This is a genomic window from Xanthobacter luteus, assembly GCF_040049235.1.
In the GTDB taxonomy this organism is placed as follows: domain Bacteria; phylum Pseudomonadota; class Alphaproteobacteria; order Rhizobiales; family Xanthobacteraceae; genus Xanthobacter.
The window spans coordinates 1-19,784 of record NZ_JBDZDO010000008.1 but is presented as its reverse complement, the minus strand read 5'-3'; the positions used below and the strand labels follow the sequence as shown (position 1 = coordinate 19,784).

General features: G+C 61.0%; 19 protein-coding genes and 2 pseudogenes. 16 read left to right on the top strand and 5 right to left on the bottom strand.

The window, feature by feature from the left end; genetic code table 11:
- Positions 1 to 14 precede the first annotated feature (14 nt).
- The gene (locus ABLE88_RS20980; RefSeq protein ID WP_348833986.1) at positions 15 to 182 is read left to right on the top strand and encodes a hypothetical protein; all 168 of its coding nucleotides are present in this window, start codon (positions 15 to 17) and stop codon (positions 180 to 182) included.
- On the opposite strand, the pseudogene ABLE88_RS20975 reads toward ABLE88_RS20980, so the two are convergent.
- Positions 110 to 784, bottom strand: a pseudogene (locus tag ABLE88_RS20975) (transposase); the annotation flags it as partial. The gene ABLE88_RS20980 and the pseudogene ABLE88_RS20975 sit on opposite strands and share 73 nt — an antisense overlap.
- Before the next feature lie 453 nt (positions 785 to 1,237).
- Here ABLE88_RS20975 and ABLE88_RS20970 point away from each other — a divergent pair.
- The 13 genes from ABLE88_RS20970 (at position 1,238) to ABLE88_RS20910 (ending at position 16,533) form a co-directional block, all read left to right on the top strand.
- Positions 1,238 to 2,191, top strand: coding sequence for a LysR family transcriptional regulator (locus tag ABLE88_RS20970; protein ID WP_348833732.1), 954 nt, complete (start codon positions 1,238 to 1,240; stop codon positions 2,189 to 2,191).
- 289 nt (positions 2,192 to 2,480) lie between these two features.
- Complete coding sequence (locus tag ABLE88_RS20965) at positions 2,481 to 3,221, top strand: fumarylacetoacetate hydrolase family protein (protein WP_348833730.1); 741 nt, start codon at positions 2,481 to 2,483, stop codon at positions 3,219 to 3,221.
- A gap of 66 nt (positions 3,222 to 3,287) precedes the next feature.
- Complete coding sequence (locus ABLE88_RS20960; RefSeq protein ID WP_348833728.1) at positions 3,288 to 4,241, top strand: VOC family protein; 954 nt, start codon at positions 3,288 to 3,290, stop codon at positions 4,239 to 4,241.
- A 141-nt stretch (positions 4,242 to 4,382) separates the two neighbouring features.
- Positions 4,383 to 5,003 carry an NADPH-dependent FMN reductase gene (locus ABLE88_RS20955; RefSeq protein ID WP_348833727.1) on the top strand — a complete coding sequence of 207 codons (621 nt, stop codon included), beginning with the start codon at positions 4,383 to 4,385 and terminating at the stop codon, positions 5,001 to 5,003.
- Between the two features lie 22 nt (positions 5,004 to 5,025).
- A complete protein-coding gene (locus ABLE88_RS20950) occupies positions 5,026 to 5,652 on the top strand; it encodes a nuclear transport factor 2 family protein (protein WP_348833725.1) in 627 nt (208 codons plus the stop codon).
- Positions 5,653 to 5,762: 110 nt separating this feature from the next.
- The gene (locus ABLE88_RS20945; protein WP_348833723.1) at positions 5,763 to 6,644 is read left to right on the top strand and encodes an alpha/beta fold hydrolase; all 882 of its coding nucleotides are present in this window, start codon (positions 5,763 to 5,765) and stop codon (positions 6,642 to 6,644) included.
- Positions 6,645 to 6,710: 66 nt separating this feature from the next.
- The gene (locus ABLE88_RS20940; protein WP_348833722.1) at positions 6,711 to 7,592 is read left to right on the top strand and encodes a sugar phosphate isomerase/epimerase family protein; all 882 of its coding nucleotides are present in this window, start codon (positions 6,711 to 6,713) and stop codon (positions 7,590 to 7,592) included.
- 99 nt (positions 7,593 to 7,691) lie between these two features.
- Positions 7,692 to 8,774 (top strand): ABC transporter substrate-binding protein, encoded by a 1,083-nt coding sequence (locus tag ABLE88_RS20935; RefSeq protein WP_348833721.1) that lies wholly within the window; start codon positions 7,692 to 7,694, stop codon positions 8,772 to 8,774.
- A 36-nt stretch (positions 8,775 to 8,810) separates the two neighbouring features.
- Complete coding sequence (locus ABLE88_RS20930; protein ID WP_348833720.1) at positions 8,811 to 9,707, top strand: shikimate dehydrogenase; 897 nt, start codon at positions 8,811 to 8,813, stop codon at positions 9,705 to 9,707.
- A gap of 236 nt (positions 9,708 to 9,943) precedes the next feature.
- On the top strand, positions 9,944 to 11,026 hold the full coding sequence (locus tag ABLE88_RS20925) for an ABC transporter substrate-binding protein (protein ID WP_348833719.1): 1,083 nt from the start codon (positions 9,944 to 9,946) through the stop codon (positions 11,024 to 11,026).
- Between the two features lie 241 nt (positions 11,027 to 11,267).
- Complete coding sequence (locus ABLE88_RS20920) at positions 11,268 to 12,392, top strand: ABC transporter ATP-binding protein (protein WP_348833717.1); 1,125 nt, start codon at positions 11,268 to 11,270, stop codon at positions 12,390 to 12,392.
- Positions 12,389 to 14,131: an ABC transporter permease gene (locus ABLE88_RS20915; protein ID WP_348833716.1), complete on the top strand. Its 1,743-nt coding sequence runs from the start codon at positions 12,389 to 12,391 to the stop codon at positions 14,129 to 14,131. The genes ABLE88_RS20920 and ABLE88_RS20915 overlap by 4 nt, the downstream gene beginning before the upstream one ends.
- A gap of 941 nt (positions 14,132 to 15,072) precedes the next feature.
- Entirely contained in the window at positions 15,073 to 16,533 is a 1,461-nt protein-coding gene (locus ABLE88_RS20910; protein WP_348833715.1) for a porin, read from the top strand.
- A 226-nt stretch (positions 16,534 to 16,759) separates the two neighbouring features.
- On the opposite strand, the gene ABLE88_RS20905 is transcribed toward ABLE88_RS20910, so the two are convergent.
- Positions 16,760 to 17,689 (bottom strand): LysR family transcriptional regulator, encoded by a 930-nt coding sequence (locus ABLE88_RS20905; RefSeq protein WP_348833714.1) that lies wholly within the window; start codon positions 17,687 to 17,689, stop codon positions 16,760 to 16,762.
- Between the two features lie 267 nt (positions 17,690 to 17,956).
- Here ABLE88_RS20905 and ABLE88_RS20900 point away from each other — a divergent pair, with 267 nt between their 5' ends.
- Both ABLE88_RS20900 and ABLE88_RS23840 read left to right on the top strand, forming a co-directional pair.
- Positions 17,957 to 18,379, top strand: a complete 423-nt coding sequence (locus tag ABLE88_RS20900) for a L,D-transpeptidase (protein ID WP_348833713.1) — start codon at positions 17,957 to 17,959, stop codon at positions 18,377 to 18,379.
- A gap of 19 nt (positions 18,380 to 18,398) precedes the next feature.
- A complete protein-coding gene (locus ABLE88_RS23840; RefSeq protein ID WP_510182930.1) occupies positions 18,399 to 18,512 on the top strand; it encodes a L,D-transpeptidase in 114 nt (37 codons plus the stop codon).
- Between the two features lie 188 nt (positions 18,513 to 18,700).
- Here the strand turns inward: ABLE88_RS23840 and ABLE88_RS20895 are convergent.
- The 3 genes and pseudogenes from ABLE88_RS20895 to ABLE88_RS20885 form a co-directional block, all read right to left on the bottom strand.
- Positions 18,701 to 19,124: pseudogene (locus ABLE88_RS20895) on the bottom strand (TraB/TrbI/VirB10 family type IV secretion system protein); the annotation flags it as partial.
- Positions 19,125 to 19,133: 9 nt separating this feature from the next.
- A complete protein-coding gene (locus tag ABLE88_RS20890) occupies positions 19,134 to 19,292 on the bottom strand; it encodes a hypothetical protein (protein WP_348833711.1) in 159 nt (52 codons plus the stop codon).
- On the bottom strand, positions 19,289 to 19,642 hold the full coding sequence (locus tag ABLE88_RS20885) for a TfoX/Sxy family protein (RefSeq protein WP_348833710.1): 354 nt from the start codon (positions 19,640 to 19,642) through the stop codon (positions 19,289 to 19,291). Before ABLE88_RS20885 ends, ABLE88_RS20890 begins: the two co-directional genes overlap by 4 nt.
- Positions 19,643 to 19,784 lie beyond the last annotated feature (142 nt).

Below are 19,784 nucleotides of genomic sequence, written 5' to 3'. Positions count from 1 at the left end.
GCGAGGGCGCTCGCATGGCCGGCTGGCAAGTTGTAGCCGCCTTGGAGTCGGACGCTCAGGCTTGCCAGACGCACGCTGCAAACTTTCCTGAAGTGAAGCTGCACGAGAAACCCGAGCGGTTCTCCATCAGGCCGGGACCGATGAAGCAGAGCTTAGCTTCCATCCCCAGCCCCTTGCGGTAGAGCATGGCGTCGGGATCGGTGGTGCTCTTGTGGGTGTTGTTGGACCGCTTCTCGCCCCGGAAATCGGCCGAGGCGTTGCGCCCGCCGCCGTCCTCGCCGTCATCACCATTGGCGTCCTTCGGCTTGAAGCTCTTCATCGAGGCCCACGCCTCGATCAACGTGCCATCGACGCTGAAATGCTTGCTCGATAGCAGCCGCTTGACCCGGGGCTGCGACAGCACGGCCGCCAGGAACTTGGCTGCGATGCCGCCTTCCAGCAGGCGGTCATGGTTCTTGGAGAACGTGGAATGATCCCAGGCCGCGTCATCGACGCCCAGGCCCACAAACCAGCGGAACAATAGGTCGAACTCCAGGCGCTCCATCAATTGGCGCTCGGAGCGGATCGAGTAGAACGCCTGCAACAGCATGGCCCGCAGCAGCATCTCGGGCGGGATCGCCGGCCGCCCCATCCCGGAATAGAGCGTCGCGAAGTCGCCCGACAACACCGCCAGCGCTGTGTTGGCCATCTCCCGGATCGGCCGCAGCGGATGGTCTTTCCGCACCCGCTGCTCCAGGCCAACGTAGGAGAACAATTCCCCCGACCGTTTGTCCGTGCCGCGCATCATTCCCTCGCCCCAAATCCCTTAGCCGGGATTGAATCGCACCACCGCGTGGTGGGCTACCGACTTTTTCAACAGCCTGCTAATTTCACGATATTGATGCATACGCGCACCGGATTCCGGGACTGGCAATTCGGCGAGAGGAAGCAAACGTGGAGTGCCGCAAGGCCAATACGCGCCGCTGGAGGCTAAAGTTCTGGCGTTATCGCCCGCAACAGGAAGAATGCGATGACAGTATTCTGGACAATCCGCAAGCCCAGGAGCCAACAAATGATAACATAAAAATGATAAAGTAGTTGGACGCAACGGGCGCCTTTGAATTCTGCAACCTGGCGCTTCTCTTGCGCTCGGTGCAAAGATCATCCCCGACAACGCACAATGCCGGATGATTTTATTAACTCCGATCAGACCCATCGATGATGGCTCTCTCGCATTCTGCATAGATAAGGAGGCGACATGAAGCTCACCCATCTGCGCGATGTTGTCGCCATCCATGAGTACGGCAGCTTGCGCGCGGCAGCACGCCACCTAGGAATCGACCAACCGGCGATTTCCCGTAGTCTAAGGGAGTTGGAGCAGGAGCTGGGCGCAGCATTGTTCGAGCGCCATGGACGTGGCGCGCGCCCAACCGTGATTGGTGAAGCCTTCATCCGACGGGCCGTCCACATTCTCAACGAGATTCGGCACGCCCGGGAGGAAGCCGAGCAGCTCAAGGGCGGTATCCCCGGAACTGTTGTCGCCGGACTCTCCATGGTCGCTCATCTGCATTTGCTTCCGGGCATCCTTGATAAGTTCAGAGCGCGTTACGGAGATGTGGAACTGGAGCTTATCGAGGGTCTTTTTCCTGCGCTGCAGATCGGCCTGATGGATGGAAGTATCGATTTTTACTTCGGGCCTCCACCGGAATATGCGCTGCCGTCGGAACTCAGTTCCGAAAAGCTGTTCGACAACACGCGTATCATACTGGGAAGGAAGGGGCACCCGTTGGGCGAGGCGCGCTCACTGGCGGACTTGGCCGGGGCACGCTGGGCGACGACCTCCATCACGGTCCGTCCCGAGGAGGAACTGCGCGAAACATTCGCGCACTATGGCCTCCCTCCGCCGCCGCTTGCCCTCCGTGCTAGGTCCGCCCTCTCCCTTATCGTCGCCCTTGCCTACAGCGACCTTCTGGCGATGGTTCCTGTTCAATTGTCTCAATTTCCATTGGTTTCGCACGTCCTGGAAAGGATACCTGTCGCTGAGACTTTTCCGGCACCGCCGATCATGCTGGTGAAGCGGGCAGGTCTGCCGCTCACGCCCGCAGCGGAATATTTCGTCGATCTGGCGAAGCGTGTTGTTCTCCACCGCCCTAAATCGCTTCAGGAGTTCTCGGACCAGTTTCCGACGCGGGCCGGCACTCCCACTATGTGATGTAAATTTCACATCATTGAGCACAAACATATCTCTTCCCGCCATGCCTGCCGCGACCTAGCGTCGGCAGTGTCGCCCGAGCGTCCTCGAGCCTCGGGGACCGAAACTCGTGCTGAAACGCGATGGCGTCCTGGGAGCCTGGCGTATGAGATTTGTTCCGTTCACGATGTCAGGATGTGAAGGCTTGGCTGTTCTCGGGAACGACGGGACCGCAAGGGGCCTTCTCGCCGCGGACCAGCGATTTCCAGGAAACCTCGACTGCTTGGTCGCGCAAGGCGGAGATGCTCTGATGAGGGCTGGCGCGCTCCTTGGCGCCGCCGCCCCCATCGACCTCGAGAAGTCGTCGGCTCTGCCGATCTTGAGGCGGCCGGGAAAGATCGTGTGCCTCGGACTAAACTTCCGCGACCATTCGGCCGAAAGCGGGTTCAGCCAACCAGCCTACCCAACTGTGTTCGGTCGCTTCAGTTCGAGCCTCGTGGCACATGGCGAGCCGATCGTGAGACCGACGATTTCGGAACAGCTTGATTATGAGGGAGAGCTCGCCGTCGTGATCGGAAGAGGTGGGCGCAATATTGCACCCGAAGATGCGCTCGATCATGTGCTCGGATATTCGATATTCAACGATGCATCTGTTCGGGATTACCAGTTCAAATCGCCCCAGTGGACAGTGGGCAAGAACTTCGACGGCACCGGCGCGTTCGGGCCGTGCCTCGTGACGGCAGACGAGCTTCCGCACGGATGCCGGGGATTGCGTCTGCAGACGCGACTGAATGGCGTCGTCGTCCAGGACGCAATGCTCGACGACATGGTTTTCGACGTCGCTGCGCAGATCTCCATCGTCAGTCGCGCCATGACCCTGGAACCTGGCGATGTCTTCGTCGCAGGCACCCCTTCAGGCGTCGGACTGGCACGCACTCCCCCACTCTGGATGAAGCAGGGCGATGTCTGCGAGGTCGAGGTGACAGGCATCGGCATCTTGCGCAACCCGGTGGTCGAGGAGATCGGCGGGCAGGAGCGTCCCGCAGCCTAGCGTGATGAGCTGACAGATGTATGTCCGCCGGTGGCCGACCGGGGCAGAGGCGACGAGGAGGAAACAATGACTTCCATCAGAAGCATCAAACGGCCCGCGCGACGGGCTGGCATGCTCGGTGTCCATTCGCTCGACAGCATTGGCCTGACTGTTCCCGACTTGAGCGTCGCGGTTGATTTCTATCGTGCGCTGGGAACCGACGTCCATGAATATGCCGATCGGATTGAGATATCGACCTTCGGCAATCCCCACGTCTGGGGGACCATCCGGGAAGACAGCCGCAAGAAGCTTGCCCATCTGAGCTTCGGAGTTTTCGAAGACGATCGCGAGCGATTTGCTAAGTCGCTGGAAGCACAGGGCATAAGATGCCTCGACCCACCTTCGGGCTGTGAATCGGATGGCATCTGGATTCGCAATCCCGATGGGCTCCCGATCGAACTGCGGGTGGCGGAGAAGACATCTCCGGATGAGAAGTCCACTTTTGGCACCGGCTCGTGCGCCCCCGGCACCCAAGGCGCGTGCAACCGAGGAACCGCGCCCGGCACCCGTCCGAATCGGCTCGCTCACACGTTGATTTTCGCGTCGGACCTCGATCAATCGATTGAATTCTACACCAAGGTTCTCGGCATGCGGCTGTCCGACCGGGCCGGAGAAGGAGTTGCGTTCCTGCATGGGATACATGGCAGCGATCACCACATGATAGCGATCGCCAAATCAGCCGGCCCAGGCCTCCATCATCTCAGTTGGGGCGTCAATTCACTCGATGAGATTGGCCTTGCAGCCCGCCAGATGGCAGAGAACGGCTATGTCGAGGGATGGGGTCTCGGGCGTCATGTGCTCGGGTCAAATTACTTTCATTACGTCCGGGACCCATGGGGGAGCTATTCTGAATACTCGTGCGACATCGACTACATCCCGGTCGACAGCGAGTGGCAGGCTGAGACGCATGGCGCCGAAGACGCGTTTTACCTCTGGGGTCCCAGCCCGCCCGAGGACTTCGCCGTGAATCGAGAGCTTTGAGCGCGGCGACCGCTCCCGAGCCGGACGGATCTGCCCGGGCCTGGCGCGGAGCACGTCGGGCCGCTCGCGGCGCGAGGCGGGCCAAGGGTTCGTTGCGAAGATCTGCGCATCGCCCGCTCACCAACCATAGAGAACGCGCGTATGGATCAGCTTGCGTACATCGGCAAGGTTCGACTGCTGGGGTTGTCTGGCAGCATTAGGTCACGCTCCACGAACACCTCCATCCTGAGAACGCTAGCAGAACGCATTGGGCCCCGCGTCGAGCTTTCGGTGCTCGATCTCGGCGGTCTCCCGCCCTATAACGCCGATCTCGATACCTTCAATGGGCCTGCGGCGGTTGCCGATCTCAGAACCCGGATTGCCGACGCCGATGGCCTCGTGATCGCCTCGCCCGAGTACAATTACGGAATACCGGGGGTTCTCAAGAACGCGATCGACTGGGCTTCGCGACCGGCATTCCGCTCGCCGCTGAAGGGCAAGCCCGCACTTGTCATGACCAGCTCCAGCGGCACGCTAGGAGGTGCTCGGGCCCAGGCGCAGATACGCGAAACCCTCGCATCGGCCCTGTGCCGGGTCGTGCCTGGCCGCCAGATTGCCGTGCCGTCGATCGACGACAAGACGCAGGACGGCCGGTTGGTTCATGAACCGACCATCGACCTCATGCTGGCGGCAATCGCGGGCCTGCTTGATGAAATCGACCTTGTCGCAGGTGGAAATCACGCCAGTCCGCGGCGCCCGCTGCTGCAACAACCAACCTCATGAGCCCTGGAAGCGGTGTTCGAGCATGTCAGACGAAGCTGAAATTATGCGCGCCGTAGAGAACTGGATTCTGTGGCGCGATCAGGGGGATTGGGATCGGTTCCGGACGCTCTGGCATCCCGATGGAGTGATGATCGCCACATGGTTTCAGGGCAGCTTCGAGCAATTCATTGAAAACAGCCGGCGCGCCTGGGAAATGGGGGCGCTTGTGCACCACTTCCTTGGAGGGGCGACGGTCACCGTCAATGACCGCAGGGCGGTCTCGCAAGCTAAAATGAACATATCGGTGCGAGCGCCAGTTCATGATGTGCTGTGCGATGTCACATGCACAGGGCGCTTCTTCGACTACTTCGAACGCCTCGGAAAGCGATGGCTCTTGTCGCGCAGGCAGGTGATCTACGAGAAGGACCGGCTCGATCCGGTTGAGCCCGGCCAGACCGTAAAGCTCGATCAGGCGCTGCTTGAACGGTTTCCCGTCGGCTACCGACATCTTGCGTATCTCCAGCTCCATGCCGGTCATTCGGTGCTCATGGACCTTCCGGGTCTGCGGGGGGCCGCAGTGCAAAGGCTATACGCCGGCGCGGAGTGCTGGTTGCGCTCGGAGAGCGACTGGAGGACGGGCTGGCTCCCCTATGGCGAGCATCGCCTGTGATGGAATCAAGGACCACCTGCGACGCCGATCATTCTCGCGCCGGATACAAAGCCGTCACTTCAAAAGCCGTCACTTCAGATGCAGGCGATACGCAAACAGGAGCAAATAAAATGGACAATTCCGCGAGCGCCACCGCCGATCCGGCGGGGGGGCACGGTCTTCCTTCCGGAGCGCGCAGCCAGACGCGCATGCTCAATGGAATTCGCATGCATTATGTACAGGTCGGCACGGGCGCACCGGTCGTGCTGCTGCATGGCTGGCCGCAGACGTGGTATTCGTGGCGGCCCGTCATGGAGCGCCTTGCGGATCGGTTTACGTTCATCGCGCCGGATCTGCGCGGCATGGGAAATACGGAGATCGCCTCCGACGGATACGACAAGCGGACCGTCGCCGAGGACATCCGTGCACTGATCTCCGAGGTCGTCGGCGGAGCTGCGGCGGTGGTGGGCCACGACATGGGCGGCAAGGCGGCCTACATCCTCGCGCACATCTATCCGGATGCCGTGAAGAAGCTGGTCTTGGTGGATTGCCAGGTGCCCGGGCGGGAGAGCGCCCAGGCCTTGGGCGGCAACGCCTGGCACTTCGGCTTTCACATGGCTGCAGACTTCCCCGAGATGCTCACTGAGGGCAGGGAGGCAGCATATATCGGGGCGCAGATGCGGAGCTGGGCGCGGCGCAAAGAGGCGATCCTCGATGCGGATGTGGCCGAGTATGCCCGTCATTACGCCCAGCCGGGGCGCATGACCGCCGGGTTCAATTACTACCGCGCTCTTCGGCAGGACGGACCCTTTGCCGAGACGCTGCGTGGCAAGCCGCTAGCTATGCCCGTGATGACGATCTCGGGGGAGTACGGAGTCGCCAATCTTCTGCCGGATGCGCTGGCCGGGGAGGCGCAGGACCTCACGAGCGACGTCGTACCGGAGTGTGGACACTTCGTGGTCGAGGAAGCGCCCGACTTTCTTTGCGAAAGGCTCGAACGATTCCTGGCCTAGCGGTCAGGCTACGGCGGAACGCAGGGAGGTCATCGGCGCGAAGACGCGAAGATGGGAGCGGACCCAATGAGACATATTGAAACAGTGATGTGGACCGGCACCGTACGGTCGCTTTCCCTTCAGGACCAACTGAAAGTGTCGAAGGGCGTCGGCTGCCGGGCACTGTCCATATCGCCCCATCTTTACACGAAATGGTTGTCAGACGGACTGTCCACTCGGGAGATGCGCAACATGGCCGAGGATAGCGGAGTCCGGATATTTCATCTGGATCCCTATGCTCGCTGGATGAGGCAGTGGCGCGCGAACAATCTCGACCAGAGGAAGTATCCGATCGGCTTTCGTGGCTTTGCGGAGGATGATTTCTTTCGTATCGGAGAAGCATTGGGTGTGGAATCGGTCTCTGCCATTGTCAGTTGCGATGCTGCGCAGGTGTCGTGGGATGAGCTTTACGAAGGTTTCGCGCGGACCTGTGATCGCGCCGCAGACGCAGGAATGCGTGTCGATTTGGAATTCATCCCCTTCTGGGGACTGCCGGATCTCGCGTCGGCCTGGAACGTGCTGAAAACCGTCGGGCGGCCGAATTCAGGGTTGGTATTTGACTGCTGGCACTATTTTCGGGGTCGGCCGGACGATGCGCTGCTGTCGAGCATTCCTGGCGAACGAATTTCCTCGGTGCAACTGGCCGACGCAGAGCTCGAAGTCGTTCACGGAGACAATCTCGTCGATGATTGCCTTAGCTTTCGGCGTCCGCCGGGGGATGGAAATTTCCCCCTCGCCGCCCTTCTCAGGCTGCTTTATGCCATCGGCGGATTGAACCGTGTGGGTCCGGAAATATTCTCCGCCGCCCTCGACGGGAGGGGTTCCGACGAGATTGCCAGCGTCTGTCGATCGTCGCTCGGCGCGTTATTCCACGCAGCGCACATTGACAATCCGTTCGCTACCGACTGAAGGGGCGCCCCCCGAGCTATAGCCGGCCGCGCATGCTGCCACAGGCCTTCAACGAACCCGGGCGGCTTCGACCGGCGGGTGCACAATGGGAGGGGAAAGATGAAGTCGCTGCTCCGAAGCACTGTCCTTGCGGCGGTCCTGGGGACCGCCTTGGGGGGGCTGCCCGCTATGGGCGATCCGGCCGTCCCCACCTTCGACGATATCGTCGCTGCGGCTAAGAAGGAGGGCAAGCTCAATGCCTGGATCTTCTACCCAGCCAAGCCAGAGACGCAGCGCGCGGTAATTAATGCCTTCAACGCGCGGTTCGGGCTGAACACGGAGGTGACCTGGGTCGCGACTTCGCCTGTCACCGCTTTGACGACCGCCATCGCCGAGAGCAAGGGGGGCCGCGTCACCGTGGACATCATCGCCGGCTCTGAGGAAGAAGTTGCCGGCGCGGTCAATTCTGGCATCGTCAAGTCGTTCCCGTGGTCGCAGGTGTTCGCCGGCCAATTCCCACTGGTGGCGGCGCTCGAAGCGAGTGTGATCAAGGCATACGAAGGCAAAGCGCTGCCCTATATGGCCTATCACTACGGCATCGCGTGGAACCCGAACAGCATCGCCGATGGCGAAGTTCCATCCAAGTTCGTCGATCTGGCCGACCCGAAATGGAAAGGACGATTCGGGTTCAACTCGATCTTCATGAATCCGGCACCGATGATCGCGCCCGTGACAGGCTCGCCGGCGGCGATCGATCTGTCGCGAAAGATATTCGCCAACAAGCCAGTCTTCGCTCGTGGCACGCCAGCTGTTGCGCAGGCTGTCGTCAACGGCACGGTGCCGATTGGAGTGACCGGCTTTCCGGTTGCAGAGGCCGGCATTCGCAAGGGAGAGCCGCTGCGGTTCAAGTTGTTCGACGATTATATTCCCGTCGCGATGGAAAATCTCGTGGTGCTCGAGAACGCCCCCCATCCGAATATGGCACGGTTGTTCTCGGCATGGTTCGCTGGAGAGGGCTATGCAATTGCCGACAAGTACGAGCCGATGCCCGTGCCGGCGGATCTGAAGAGCAAGATCTCGCAAATGGTCGTCGAGCGGGTTGCCGCAGGGGCAATACTCGCCGCAACCGCCGATCCGAAAGACCTGGAAACGACGGCGAAGGTCCGCGATGCCGTTTCCTTGATGATGAGCGGCCAGAACTGACCTCTCCCGCCGGGCTCGGCCGGCGGGAGAGCGGCCGTGGACACCCAAGTTCAATGGGAGGGTAGGAGCTTGTCCAAATCAGGTATTATCGTGGGCATGATCGGGACCGACATTCAACGGTCCCAGGCTCCGGAAATGCATATGCTCGAAGGCGATGCGCTTGGTGCGCGATACGTCTACCGGCGCATTGATCTCGCTGAGCTCGGACTGGGGGCGGAGAACCTTCCGGCGCTGCTGGAGGGGGCCGTGCGCCTCGGCTACAACGGGCTGGTCATCACCCATCCCTGCAAGCAGGCCGTCATGCCCCTGCTCGACAGTATTTCAGACACGGCGAAGCGGCTCGATGCTGTCAATGTCGTGGTTGTCAACGGGGACAAGACCGTCGGCCACAATACCGACTGGTACGGCTTCGCGGAAGCGTTCCGACACGAGATGGGCGACATGCCGAAAGCCCGCGTCGTCCAGATGGGCGCCGGCGGTGCCGGCAGCGCCGTCGCTTATGCGGCAATGAGGCTTCGGGTTGGGAAGCTTGTGCTGTTCGATCCCGATACCGAGCGCGCGGCACGGGTCGTCGACAGTCTGGCCGGCGAGTTCGGCGCCGATCACATCGCGCTGGGCACCGATGTAGCGGCGGAGCTTGAACGGGCGGATGGACTAATTAACGCCAGTCCCGTCGGAATGGATGGCCATCCCGGTTCGCCGGTCGATCTGACGTTGTTGCGCAAGGAGCTTTGGGTCGTCGACATCATCTATTTCCCCGAAGAGACCGAACTCCTCGCCGCCGCGCGCAGGATCGGTGCGCGCGCCATGAACGGACGGGCCATGAGCGCCTTTCAGGTGGCCGAGCAGATGCGGCTGTTCTCCGGGCTCGCCGCTGATCCGCTCCGCATTCTCGCCAGCGCTCGGATGTTGGCGCAACGCCCCCGCGCCTGAACCGGCCGGCGGCGCGGGACGCTCGGATGGGAAGGGGCACGCCTTCCTCGCATGCGGGCATGGCGGAATAGAGGGCCAGCCTCCCAAGGCATGTTTAGATGCTATCGTACCCGCTGAGTGATACCCATAGCACATCGGTTGTAGCCGAATCCCATCTTATGCCCGGGCTTCGAACGCCAGACAGTGGGATGCTAGCGTCGTGACGACAATGACAAGAACAGTGGGAGGGAACACCGATGAATGCTGCGTGGATTCCGATTCTGCTTGGGTTGATGTCGCTCGTTCTTGATCCCGCGGGGGCGGCTGCGACCGATGAGGCATTGACTTACGAGCAGGTTCTGGAAGGCGCACGCAGAGAGGGGCACCTCGTAAACTGGGTGCAGTTGCCGACCAAGCCAGAGACGCACAGGGCACTCGCAGACGCCTTCAACGCGCGCTTCGGCTTGAACACCATTTTCGACTGGACCCCAACCTCGCCGAACACCGCCAATCCCCGCGTCATCGCCGAGGTAGCCGGTGGAAGGACCTCGAGTGTCGACATCATCGGAGGCGCCATCGACGAGGTCGCACAGCTCGTGGAAGCCAGGGCCGTGAGGCCATTTCCTTGGACGGCAGTCTTCGGGGAGAAGTTCCCAGGCATCGGCGCGCTGGAGGAGCAACTCGCCCCCGAATACCGTGGAACTGCGCTTCCCTATCTTGATGTCTATTATGGGCTCATATGGAATCCCGCGGCCATCGCTGATGCAGACGTACCGTCGAAACTGTCGGATCTCGTCGCCGGAAAGTGGCGGGGCAAATTCGCGCTGAACTCCATCTTCCTCGTACCGCTTCCTATTCTTGCGCCGAAGCTGGGCTCCGATGCCGTGATGGCGCTGGCACAAGGGATCTATCGCAACGAGCCGGTTCTGATCCGCGGAACGCCGGCAGTGGCCGAGTCCGTCGTGAACGGCGCCACGGCCTTCGGCATCACCAACTCCACATCGGCCGAGGCGGCTGCTCGTGTCGGTCGCCCGATCAAATTCAGGTTGTTCTCGGATTTCGTGCCCATTTCGGCGGTCCATCTCTACGTTCCGGACCATGCGCCGAACCCGTACACCGCCCGCTTGTTCGCGGCGTGGTTCGCGACCGAAGGCTACAAGATCGCGGACAGGTACGAGCCCAATCCGCAGTCGCGCGATGAGGCGGGCAAGTTCATGCAGATGGCTCGCGCGGCGACCGCGGAAGGCGCGGCGGTCGTACGGATACTGACACCGGACGACCTGAAAGCTGCAGCCGTGGTGCGCCAGAAGATTGGCCTCATGCTCGGGGGGCAAAATTGAGCCGCGCAGGAGCCGGCACGCGCAAGATGGGATCATTTGCCCGCCACGAATGAATGAAGGCTGCCATCTCGGCAGCGGCGGACGGAGTAGTCCCTCCCCATCACCGCATCGCCGACGGGCGAAGCGACCAAGATTGCTCGGCGGCGAGAAGCTTTAGATACAAGGACAGAGCATGCACCTAGTGGTCTCCAACCTCGGGAAGACATACGGGAACCGCCAATCTGGCTCTCGTGTGACAGCTATGAAATCCATCAGCTTCAGCGTTAAGCGCGGCGACATCTTCACCCTTCTCGGGCCGAGCGGCTGCGGGAAGACCACGACGCTGCAGTGCGTCGCGGGTCTCGAGACGCCGACGAACGGCAGCATCTTGATGGACGGCGAGGTGGTGTTCGACCAAGGCACGGCGCGCATGGTTCCCGCCAACCGGCGCAAGCTCGGCATGGTCTTCCAGTCCTACGCGATCTGGCCACACATGACGGTTTTCGAGAACGTCGCCTTTCCGCTGGCGCACGGGACGCGACGCGTGGAGAGCGGGGACATTCGGCGCAGGGTGCTCGACGCACTCGAGAGGGTGAAGCTTGCGGAATACGCTGATCGTCCTTCCCCGCACCTCAGCGGCGGTCAGCAGCAGCGGGTTGCCCTGGCGCGCGCGCTCGTTCACGAGCCACGCCTTTTGCTCCTTGACGAGCCGCTCTCCAATCTCGACGCCAAGCTACGCGACGACATGCGTGTTGAAATTCGGCAATTGGTGAAGTCGCTGGGAATCACGACGTTGTTCGTGACCCACGATCAGGTCGAAGCCATGTCCATGTCCGACCAGATCGTCCTCATGCGCGCGGGCCGGATTCTCCAGGTGGGGACGCCGCGCGAGATATTCCTGAAGCCGAGGTCGCGGTTCGTCGCCGATTTCATGGGCCGCAGCAACATTATCTCCGGTCGGGTAACGGCGGGCTCCGGCGCGGTAGAGACGGCGATCGGGCTTGTTGCGTGCGACGTCCCGTCCGAATTCCGGGCACACGATCCCGTAACGCTGGTCATTCGTCCCCAGGCGATCCAGATACTCTCCGAAAGGGCGCCGTACGCGAGCCTCGGAAACTTGGTGACGGGGCGCGTCAGCAGCCTGAACTTCCTCGGAGAAACGGTCGAAATCGAGGTGAGGTGCGGCCCCCTCGGTCTCAGGATAACGGCGGACCCATATCTCGATCTTTCAATTGGCCAGACGATTTCCTTCGTTTTGCCGGCCGAGCGGTGCGTGGTTGTCGGCCCCGATGAGGAGGAACGCCCGCCTCATGCGGCGAGCGAGCCAGCAGAAGACGAGCCCTCGAGCGCGCGGATCGGCGTCGAGAACGAGCGGGTGCTGCCATGACCGACAGGGCTCCCCATTGGCCGCAGACCGTCGGCTCCGAGCAATTTTCCCTAGGCGCGTCTCTTCAGATCTGGACCCGTCGTCTGCTTTTCGCCCTGGTTGGATTTCTGCTGCTCGGTCCGCTCATAATCTTGCTTTTGACGAGCGTAACACCGCCGGGGCAATTGCCGCTGCAGGCCAGCGCCCTCACCCTTGAGAATTATCTTGAGATATTCACCAGACGAGGCACCTTCACGCTGCTCCGCAACACAGTTGTTTACGCCGGCTCAAGCGTCATCCTGGGAATGGCGGTGGCGATTGTCATCGCCTGGCTCACGGAGCGCACCGACCTGCGCGGGCGCGTTGTGGTACGCATTCTCATGTTTTCGTGGATGGCCGTGCCTCCGCTGGTCTTTGGATACGGATGGATACTTCTCACCAATCCGGGCAACGGAGCTCTCAATGCTCTCGCCCGTGCCGTGTTCGGGCTTTCGTCCGCGCCCTTCACGCCGTACTCGGCGGTTGCGTTGATCGCGATCAGTGGGCTCGGGCTGGTGCCGACCTGCTATGTGATGATCAGCGGTCTCCTGCGGAACATGGACCCTTCGCTGGAAGACGCCGGTCATGTGATCGGCGCTTCACGCCTGACCTCAATGAGAAAGATCACGATACCCCTGATGCGCCCGGGCCTGCTTTCGGCGTCGATCTATCTCGTGATGGGGATGGTACAGACTTTTGACTTGCCTTTGATCCTCGGGACAACGGCACAGTATCCGGTGCTCAGCACCCGAATCTTTCTGCTCGCCTCTCCAGACGGCGGGTTGCCGAACTACGGTGCTGCAAGTGCATTCGGTGTCGTGCTCCTAGTCTTAGCCCTGGGCCTAATGTGGGTATATTTCCGAGCAACCGCGATGGCAGAGCGATTCCGGATCGTATCGGGAAAAAGCTTCCGACCAAAGCGATCCAAGCTGGGACGATTGAGCTTTGCGGCCTACGCCTTCGTTTGCATCTATTTCCTGATCATGCTCCTGCCACTTCTGATCTTGCTATGGACCAGCTTGTTTCCATTCTATAGGGTACCTGCCCTGGCCGAGCTTGCAACCGCCAATCTCTCAGCCTACGCTAGAGTATTATATGAGCCAACCGTCCAACGTGCACTGGTCAACACCGCGTTGCTGGTCGGCATCAGCTCCACGTCCGTGATGTTTCTCTCCTGCCTAATCAGTTGGTTTTCCGTCCGCACTGCGAGTGCCTCCAGCAAGATACTCGACGTCATGGCGTTCTTGCCCACCGCGATACCGCCGATCGTGATGGCCATCGCGATGCTGCTGCTCTTTATGCGGTCGCCCATCTATGGCACAGTCTGGGTACTCATCATCGGCCACGTCACGATCTTCCTGCCTTTCGGGACGCGGACGATGAATGGGGCCTTGCTCCAGATCCACAAGGAATTGGAGGACGCGGCGACGATTTGCGGGGCGGCGTGGCTCGTCGGCCTCCGACGCATCATCCTACCGCTCGTGTGGCCGCACGCGCTTAATGCTTGGCTATGGGTTTTTGCCCACAGCGCGCGGGACCTAACTTTTCCGCTGATGCTGATGACGTCGAACAATGTAGTTCTGGCATCCACACTCTATCTCACCTGGGACTATCCAGATCAGACGGGAGCTGCGGCCATCGCGGTGATTATGGTCGGCGTGCTGATGCTGATCGTTGTGCCGGTTCAGCTGTACTCCGCCCGCCGCGCTGGAGAGACATGACGCCGGTGAAACCGGCGTCATGTCGGCGGCAGGGGCAAGTCTGCAGTGCTCAAGCTCCCGGCAACCTCGGATGGAGGGCGCACCGTCGCCGAGCGCGGCGGCACTCATGCGCGCGTCTTCCAAGTGGATCGTGCCTGGAGCGCCACTCAGCCAGGCTGCATCAATCCGGTCGGTGAATCGCCCTCCAATTTGATGATCGAGAACGCGTTATCCGATGAGCTTGCGATGCAAGCTCATCGGCGCGCGCACCAATCTCACCTCTCGGGCCTTCCGATGTGCGTTGGCGCGGAAATCGCCCCTGGGTCACGATGCAACGACGGCTCCAAGCCGGCCGACGGCGGATGTGAGAAGTCGGAAGAGCAAAGCTAAATTATACTAGCTGTCCGCGACAAAAGCGAGGCCGGCAGTACGTCATCATAACAATCTGCGCCTTTATAAGTTTCACTCGATCGGACAACCGACAATTTATATACCGAACATACAGTCATCACCAACCGATAGTTGCATATTATCTTAACTACAATCAAGACTGTCCTATGTTCATTTCGCATCAGTGTAATAAATATTCAATCTTTGCGAATTCGCAGGAGGATATAAAACATAGATACCTTGATCGGGGTCGAACTATCGCGATCTAGAAAACACAATTCAGGTGGAGCGAATAAGTTGGCCAACGCGGAAGTGGTCGTTGTATAGATTTCACCAATTGATATCGAAATATTCTATTTAAAATATGCATTCATAAAATCGCTGCTCAGGCAACGCGGACAATGCGCATGGGCCGCGGGCGTTGTCGATGGACTTTGTCCAGACGTCCCCTTCCGGAAGGCCGGATCATTTTCGCCATCAAGTAGACAATGAACGTTTTTCTTAAAATTACCACCATTTTAAGAAAACAGGACGTCGAGAGTGCGTAAATATAATTTAACGAGGGTGAGGAAATGAAAAGTAACGTCATTTTGTCTGCCACTCTTCTGCTCGCGATGACCGAGGGGGGCAATGCGGCGGATGTTTTGGTGAAGGCGAAGCCCGCTGAATACGTCAAGCTGTGCGCAGCCTATGGTCCGGGGTTCTTCATGATCCCCGGCACGGATACCTGCCTCCGGGTGGGTGGGTACGCCCGGTTTGAGGCCTATGTCGACGCCGTGGGAGGTTTCACGCCGCTGCTGACGTCCACCGTGCCGCAGGGTTTCAATGGTGCGGGCGCCGGAGGACTCGGCTATCCCTTCCGCGATGGCGACGACAGCAGCCTTTTCACGCGCTCTCGTGGCGTACTGGACCTCGATGCCCGGACCCAGACCGATTACGGAATCCTTCGATCCTTTATTCGCTGGGGCGTGTCTTGGGATACGACGAACGGCGTCAATGCGGGTCCGGGCCTGGCTCCCTATTTCGAGCGGGCGTTCATGCAATTCGGAGGATTTACATTTGGCTACACGCAGTCATTATTTGACACCGGATATGATTATTTTTTCACGACGCCATTTGCGGGATCGAACCGTTGGACAACGGTGATGGCGTATACCGCGTCCTTCGATAATGGTGTGTCGACGACGCTGTCTCTTGAGGACGCAGCCAATCGGACCACCGGTGTGCAGATGGTCGGATCGACGCCTCAGATCTGGTATAATATAAATTCGAGTGTAACCGGACTTGGATACTCGAATTTCGCCGCCGGCCAAGCGGTTCCGGATATCATTGGTAATATTCGCATCGATCAAAGCTGGGGTACTGCTTTGGTATCCGGAGCCCTCCATCAGGTTGGCGCGCTAGCGCCGCTCTACGCGGGTTTCGTGCCAGGCCTCGAGACGTCGAGCACCTGGGGATGGGCACTCGGCGGGACGGTTGAGATCAAGCTTCCCGCGCTCGCCGCCGGCGACAGCTTGTTCGTCCAGGCCAACTACGCGAAGGGCGCGGTCTCCTACGCCGGCCTGTCGGCTTCGACGCAGGTCCAGGCAAGGGGGGTTGGTGCGGTCAATTTGAGCCAAGTCGGTCCATCCATCGTGGGGACTGGTGCATTCTACACGGTGGCCGACGCGGTCGCCGTCAACGCCTTGGGAGACTACGATCTAACGACAAGCTGGGCCGTTGCCGGGCAGTTCAGGCACTATTGGACCCCAGGTTTGAGATCGGCGGTCTATGTCGGGTACGCCAGCTATGATGTGCCTCGTAACATCGTCGCCGGCTTCGATTTCAATATCTCGCAGGTCGGCCTCAATACGATTTGGTCGCCAGTCAAGAATATCGATATCGGTGCGGAGCTGCTCTACACCAAGATCGATGGTCAGGTCCCGCTGGGCAGCTACCGGGCAATCGGCGAAACCGGTGCTTCGATCGGCACGCTTGCCGGAGGCTCGACCGATTTGTGGTCCGGAGGCATCCGCATTCAGCGCAATTTCTGACCGGCGCAGACCTCCAGGCTGGTCCTCCTTCAACCCCGGTGCGCCGTGCCGGGGCTTTTTTTGTTATGCCGCCGCACGGCCGTTGTTGGGTTGGATGGCCACGGCGTCTCAGATGTCCAATGTCAGGCGATTGGTTGCGCTGGCATCCCAATTTCGCACCGGAAGGCCTGTCTGACACGCCTCCCGTAGCCTCCCGTGTCACGCGTCCATGCTGGCGGGCAAGGGATTACATGGCCGCCGCTTCATCTGCATTGGTGACGCCGTCGATGGAGCGAAGTGCCGGTATAGCGAAGTCCGTAAACGCTCTTACTACGGGTCTCATGAACCGGATCGAGGGATAGGCCAGGAATGCTTCGGTCGGCTTGACCTCGTATTCGGGCAGAAGTCGGATGAGGCGTCCTTGGCGCAACTCGTCATTTACGAGGAACTGCTGGACGGAACCCGCCGCGTGTCCCGCGATCAACGTTGCGGCGATGACCTCGGCGTGGTTGGTGCGCAAGATGGTGCGCACCGGTACGTTGACCAACTCTCCATCGCGGTGGCGCAGCGGAAGGACATCGGGCGGTGCAAGGAAGGTGGCGCTGGTGATGATGCTGACCTGGGAGAGCCGCTCGATGGTTTCGATCGGGCCGTGGCAAGCGAGAAAGTCTGGAGCGGCGACCAATATCCGTCTGATCAGTCCCAGCCGGCGGATTATGAGTTCTTGGCCGATGGACCGGCCATATATAATGGCAAGGTCGAAATTCTCATAGATCAGGTCGACCTCCCGATTATCGAGCACGAGATCGACGGTGACGGACGGGAAGCGTCGTTGAAACGCCATTACGATTCCATGGAGATGCTTCGCGCCGATGCAGGAGGGGGCGTGAATGCGCAAGTTGCCTTCAATCACGCCGGTGTCTCGGCGAATACCTTCCAGGGCCGAATCGATGGCCGCTATGGCCTCGCGGCTCGCCTCGTAGAGGGCCTGACCCTGCGGGGTGGGGCGCACAAGCCGGGAGGAACGCTCCAGCAACCGTGCGCCGACGTGGCGCTCGAGATTGCGCAGATGCTTTGTTATTCCGGGCTGAGAGACCGCGAGATCCCGCGCAGCGGCGGTCATGGAACCGCGCTCCACGGTACGGACGAACGCCCTCAGGGCGGCCGCGATGTCCATTGCAATGCTCTCACATGTTCTGGGGGCCTAGGCCCGGGGCGCCACGGGTAAAGATAGCTTGGCCCGGGCGGATGTTCGGCACGGAAGATCATAGCTATCAGTTATGGGGCCGATAACTTCATAACGCATCGACCTTGACGGCGCGATCTGTTTCAAATCCGTCGGTGTTTTCAAGATGTGCGAGCGGAGCACGGATATTTTGCGGCGCGGCCTTGTTCTCGGGCTTACTTTCGCCTTGCCAGGCTGCATCCGAACGAGCAACGCAACATGGCCCTGCCTGACGCACGCTTCGATCCCCTATACACTGCCATGTACGGCGCAGCGGACAATGAGTCGTTTCCGGTGCCTGCAGTCGACCTGACGCAGATCGATCCCGAATTTCTCCGGCGGGAGGTTTCTTACAGCACAAGGGAGGCGTCCGGCACGATTATCGTCGATCCCGCCGCTCGCTATGCTTATCTGGTGCTCGAGAGCGACCGGGCTCTGAAGTATGGCGTCGGCGTCGGCAGGGAAGAGGCGCTCAACTTCCCAGGAGAGGCCATCATTGCCCGCAAGGCCGAATGGCCGAGCTGGCGCCCGACGCCAGCCATGATCCAACGAGAGCCGGGGGGTTACGGTCCAGTCAAGGACGCCCTGCCAGGCGGCGCGGTGAACCCCCTCGGGCCAAGGGCTCTCTACCGGCACCATTGAGCCGTGGACGATCGGAACGATGGTCTCGTCCGGCTGCATCCGTCTACTCAATCAGGACGTGATCGATCTTTATCGTCGTGCCCCCCTAGGCTCGCGGGTTATCGTTCTCGCGACGAACCCTGCGGCAAGTTGAGCCCAAACCCCCGTCTTCAGACGGTCGGGGGCATCCCCCCATCAGTTCGATCTCCAGCAAGCTACGCCGCGATGTGGCTCGCTCCGCTCCCTATAGGGGGCCGTAAGCGGATAGCTGCAATGGGCGACAGCGTCGGCCTCTGCTCGGTGTCCTACCTCACCTCCTTCAGTCGCATCCCCCCGAGGCGTCTTGAACAGCTCGCCCCAGTGATCGTCGACGCCATCCTCAAGGCCAGCGTACCCGTCGGCATCGGCACCCGGCTGGCGCTCAAGCACGATGGAATGGCCATTGGGAGGGTCAGACGGTTCCAGACCAAGAGCACCGGGCGTTGGCCGAAGCCGACGCCATTGTCGTACTGACCGATGACACGGGTGCCCTGCGGGATCAAAAGGATGCAGCCAGTCGGGCTGCCATGGATATTCTCGGTCACCTGGGCGGCTATCTGGTCCGGCAAGTCTGAGCGGGTGCCGGTGATCAGTGCCGCGGGGATCACGGCGCCGGCCTGCAGGATGCTGGTGGAGGGGGAGCCGCGACGCGGTCGGGCGACACTGTGCGCCGATCCATCGCTTGGTTGAGGACGGCGAGCTGCCGCTTCTGAGCCGTCGGCATCGCGCGCCACGTCTAGAAGCCGCGAAACAGCAGAAGGTCGGCGGGATTGATCGGGAACGCGTCGACCCGTACCAGAAGCTGGTCATCGGCGGTGAGAACCGGATCCGGCACCTCGACGCATTCGGCCACATCCGCCGGACGGCCGGCCGTATGGAACGTGATCTGTCTCATGATGCGGCGCGCTTTCGTTGCGAAGCCGAGCGGGCGGCCCTGAGCGCATCCGCCGCCCAGCTGGACAAGCCTTCGGGGTCGTCGAGGATCTCGCTTGGTGCCTCGTAATAGGCCGCGACCGTCACCTGCCTGGAGGCGCCCGGGTAGCTGAACGGCGCGCAGCCATGGCGTTCGAAGGCGCCGCGGCTGAGTTCGTCGGCCTTGAGATAGAGGACGCCCTTCATGACGAAGCCGAACTGGACGCCGTCGGCCCGCAGGCTCGCGCCGGCGAAATACCGATGAACGGAAATCGGGCCGAGCCCCTCGATCCTGGCGGCGTACTCCTCCGCCAGCGCCCGCGGCGCCGTCATGTGGAGGCGCCCGCCGCGGGGTCCGACGGCGTCAGCGGGAAGAACCCGCTGATCTCCTTCAGGCGCCCCTCGCCATCATGATGGGCAAAGCTCGCGCCGAGCTGCAGGACGGCACCATCCGCATTGTGGAGCGCCCAGCGGG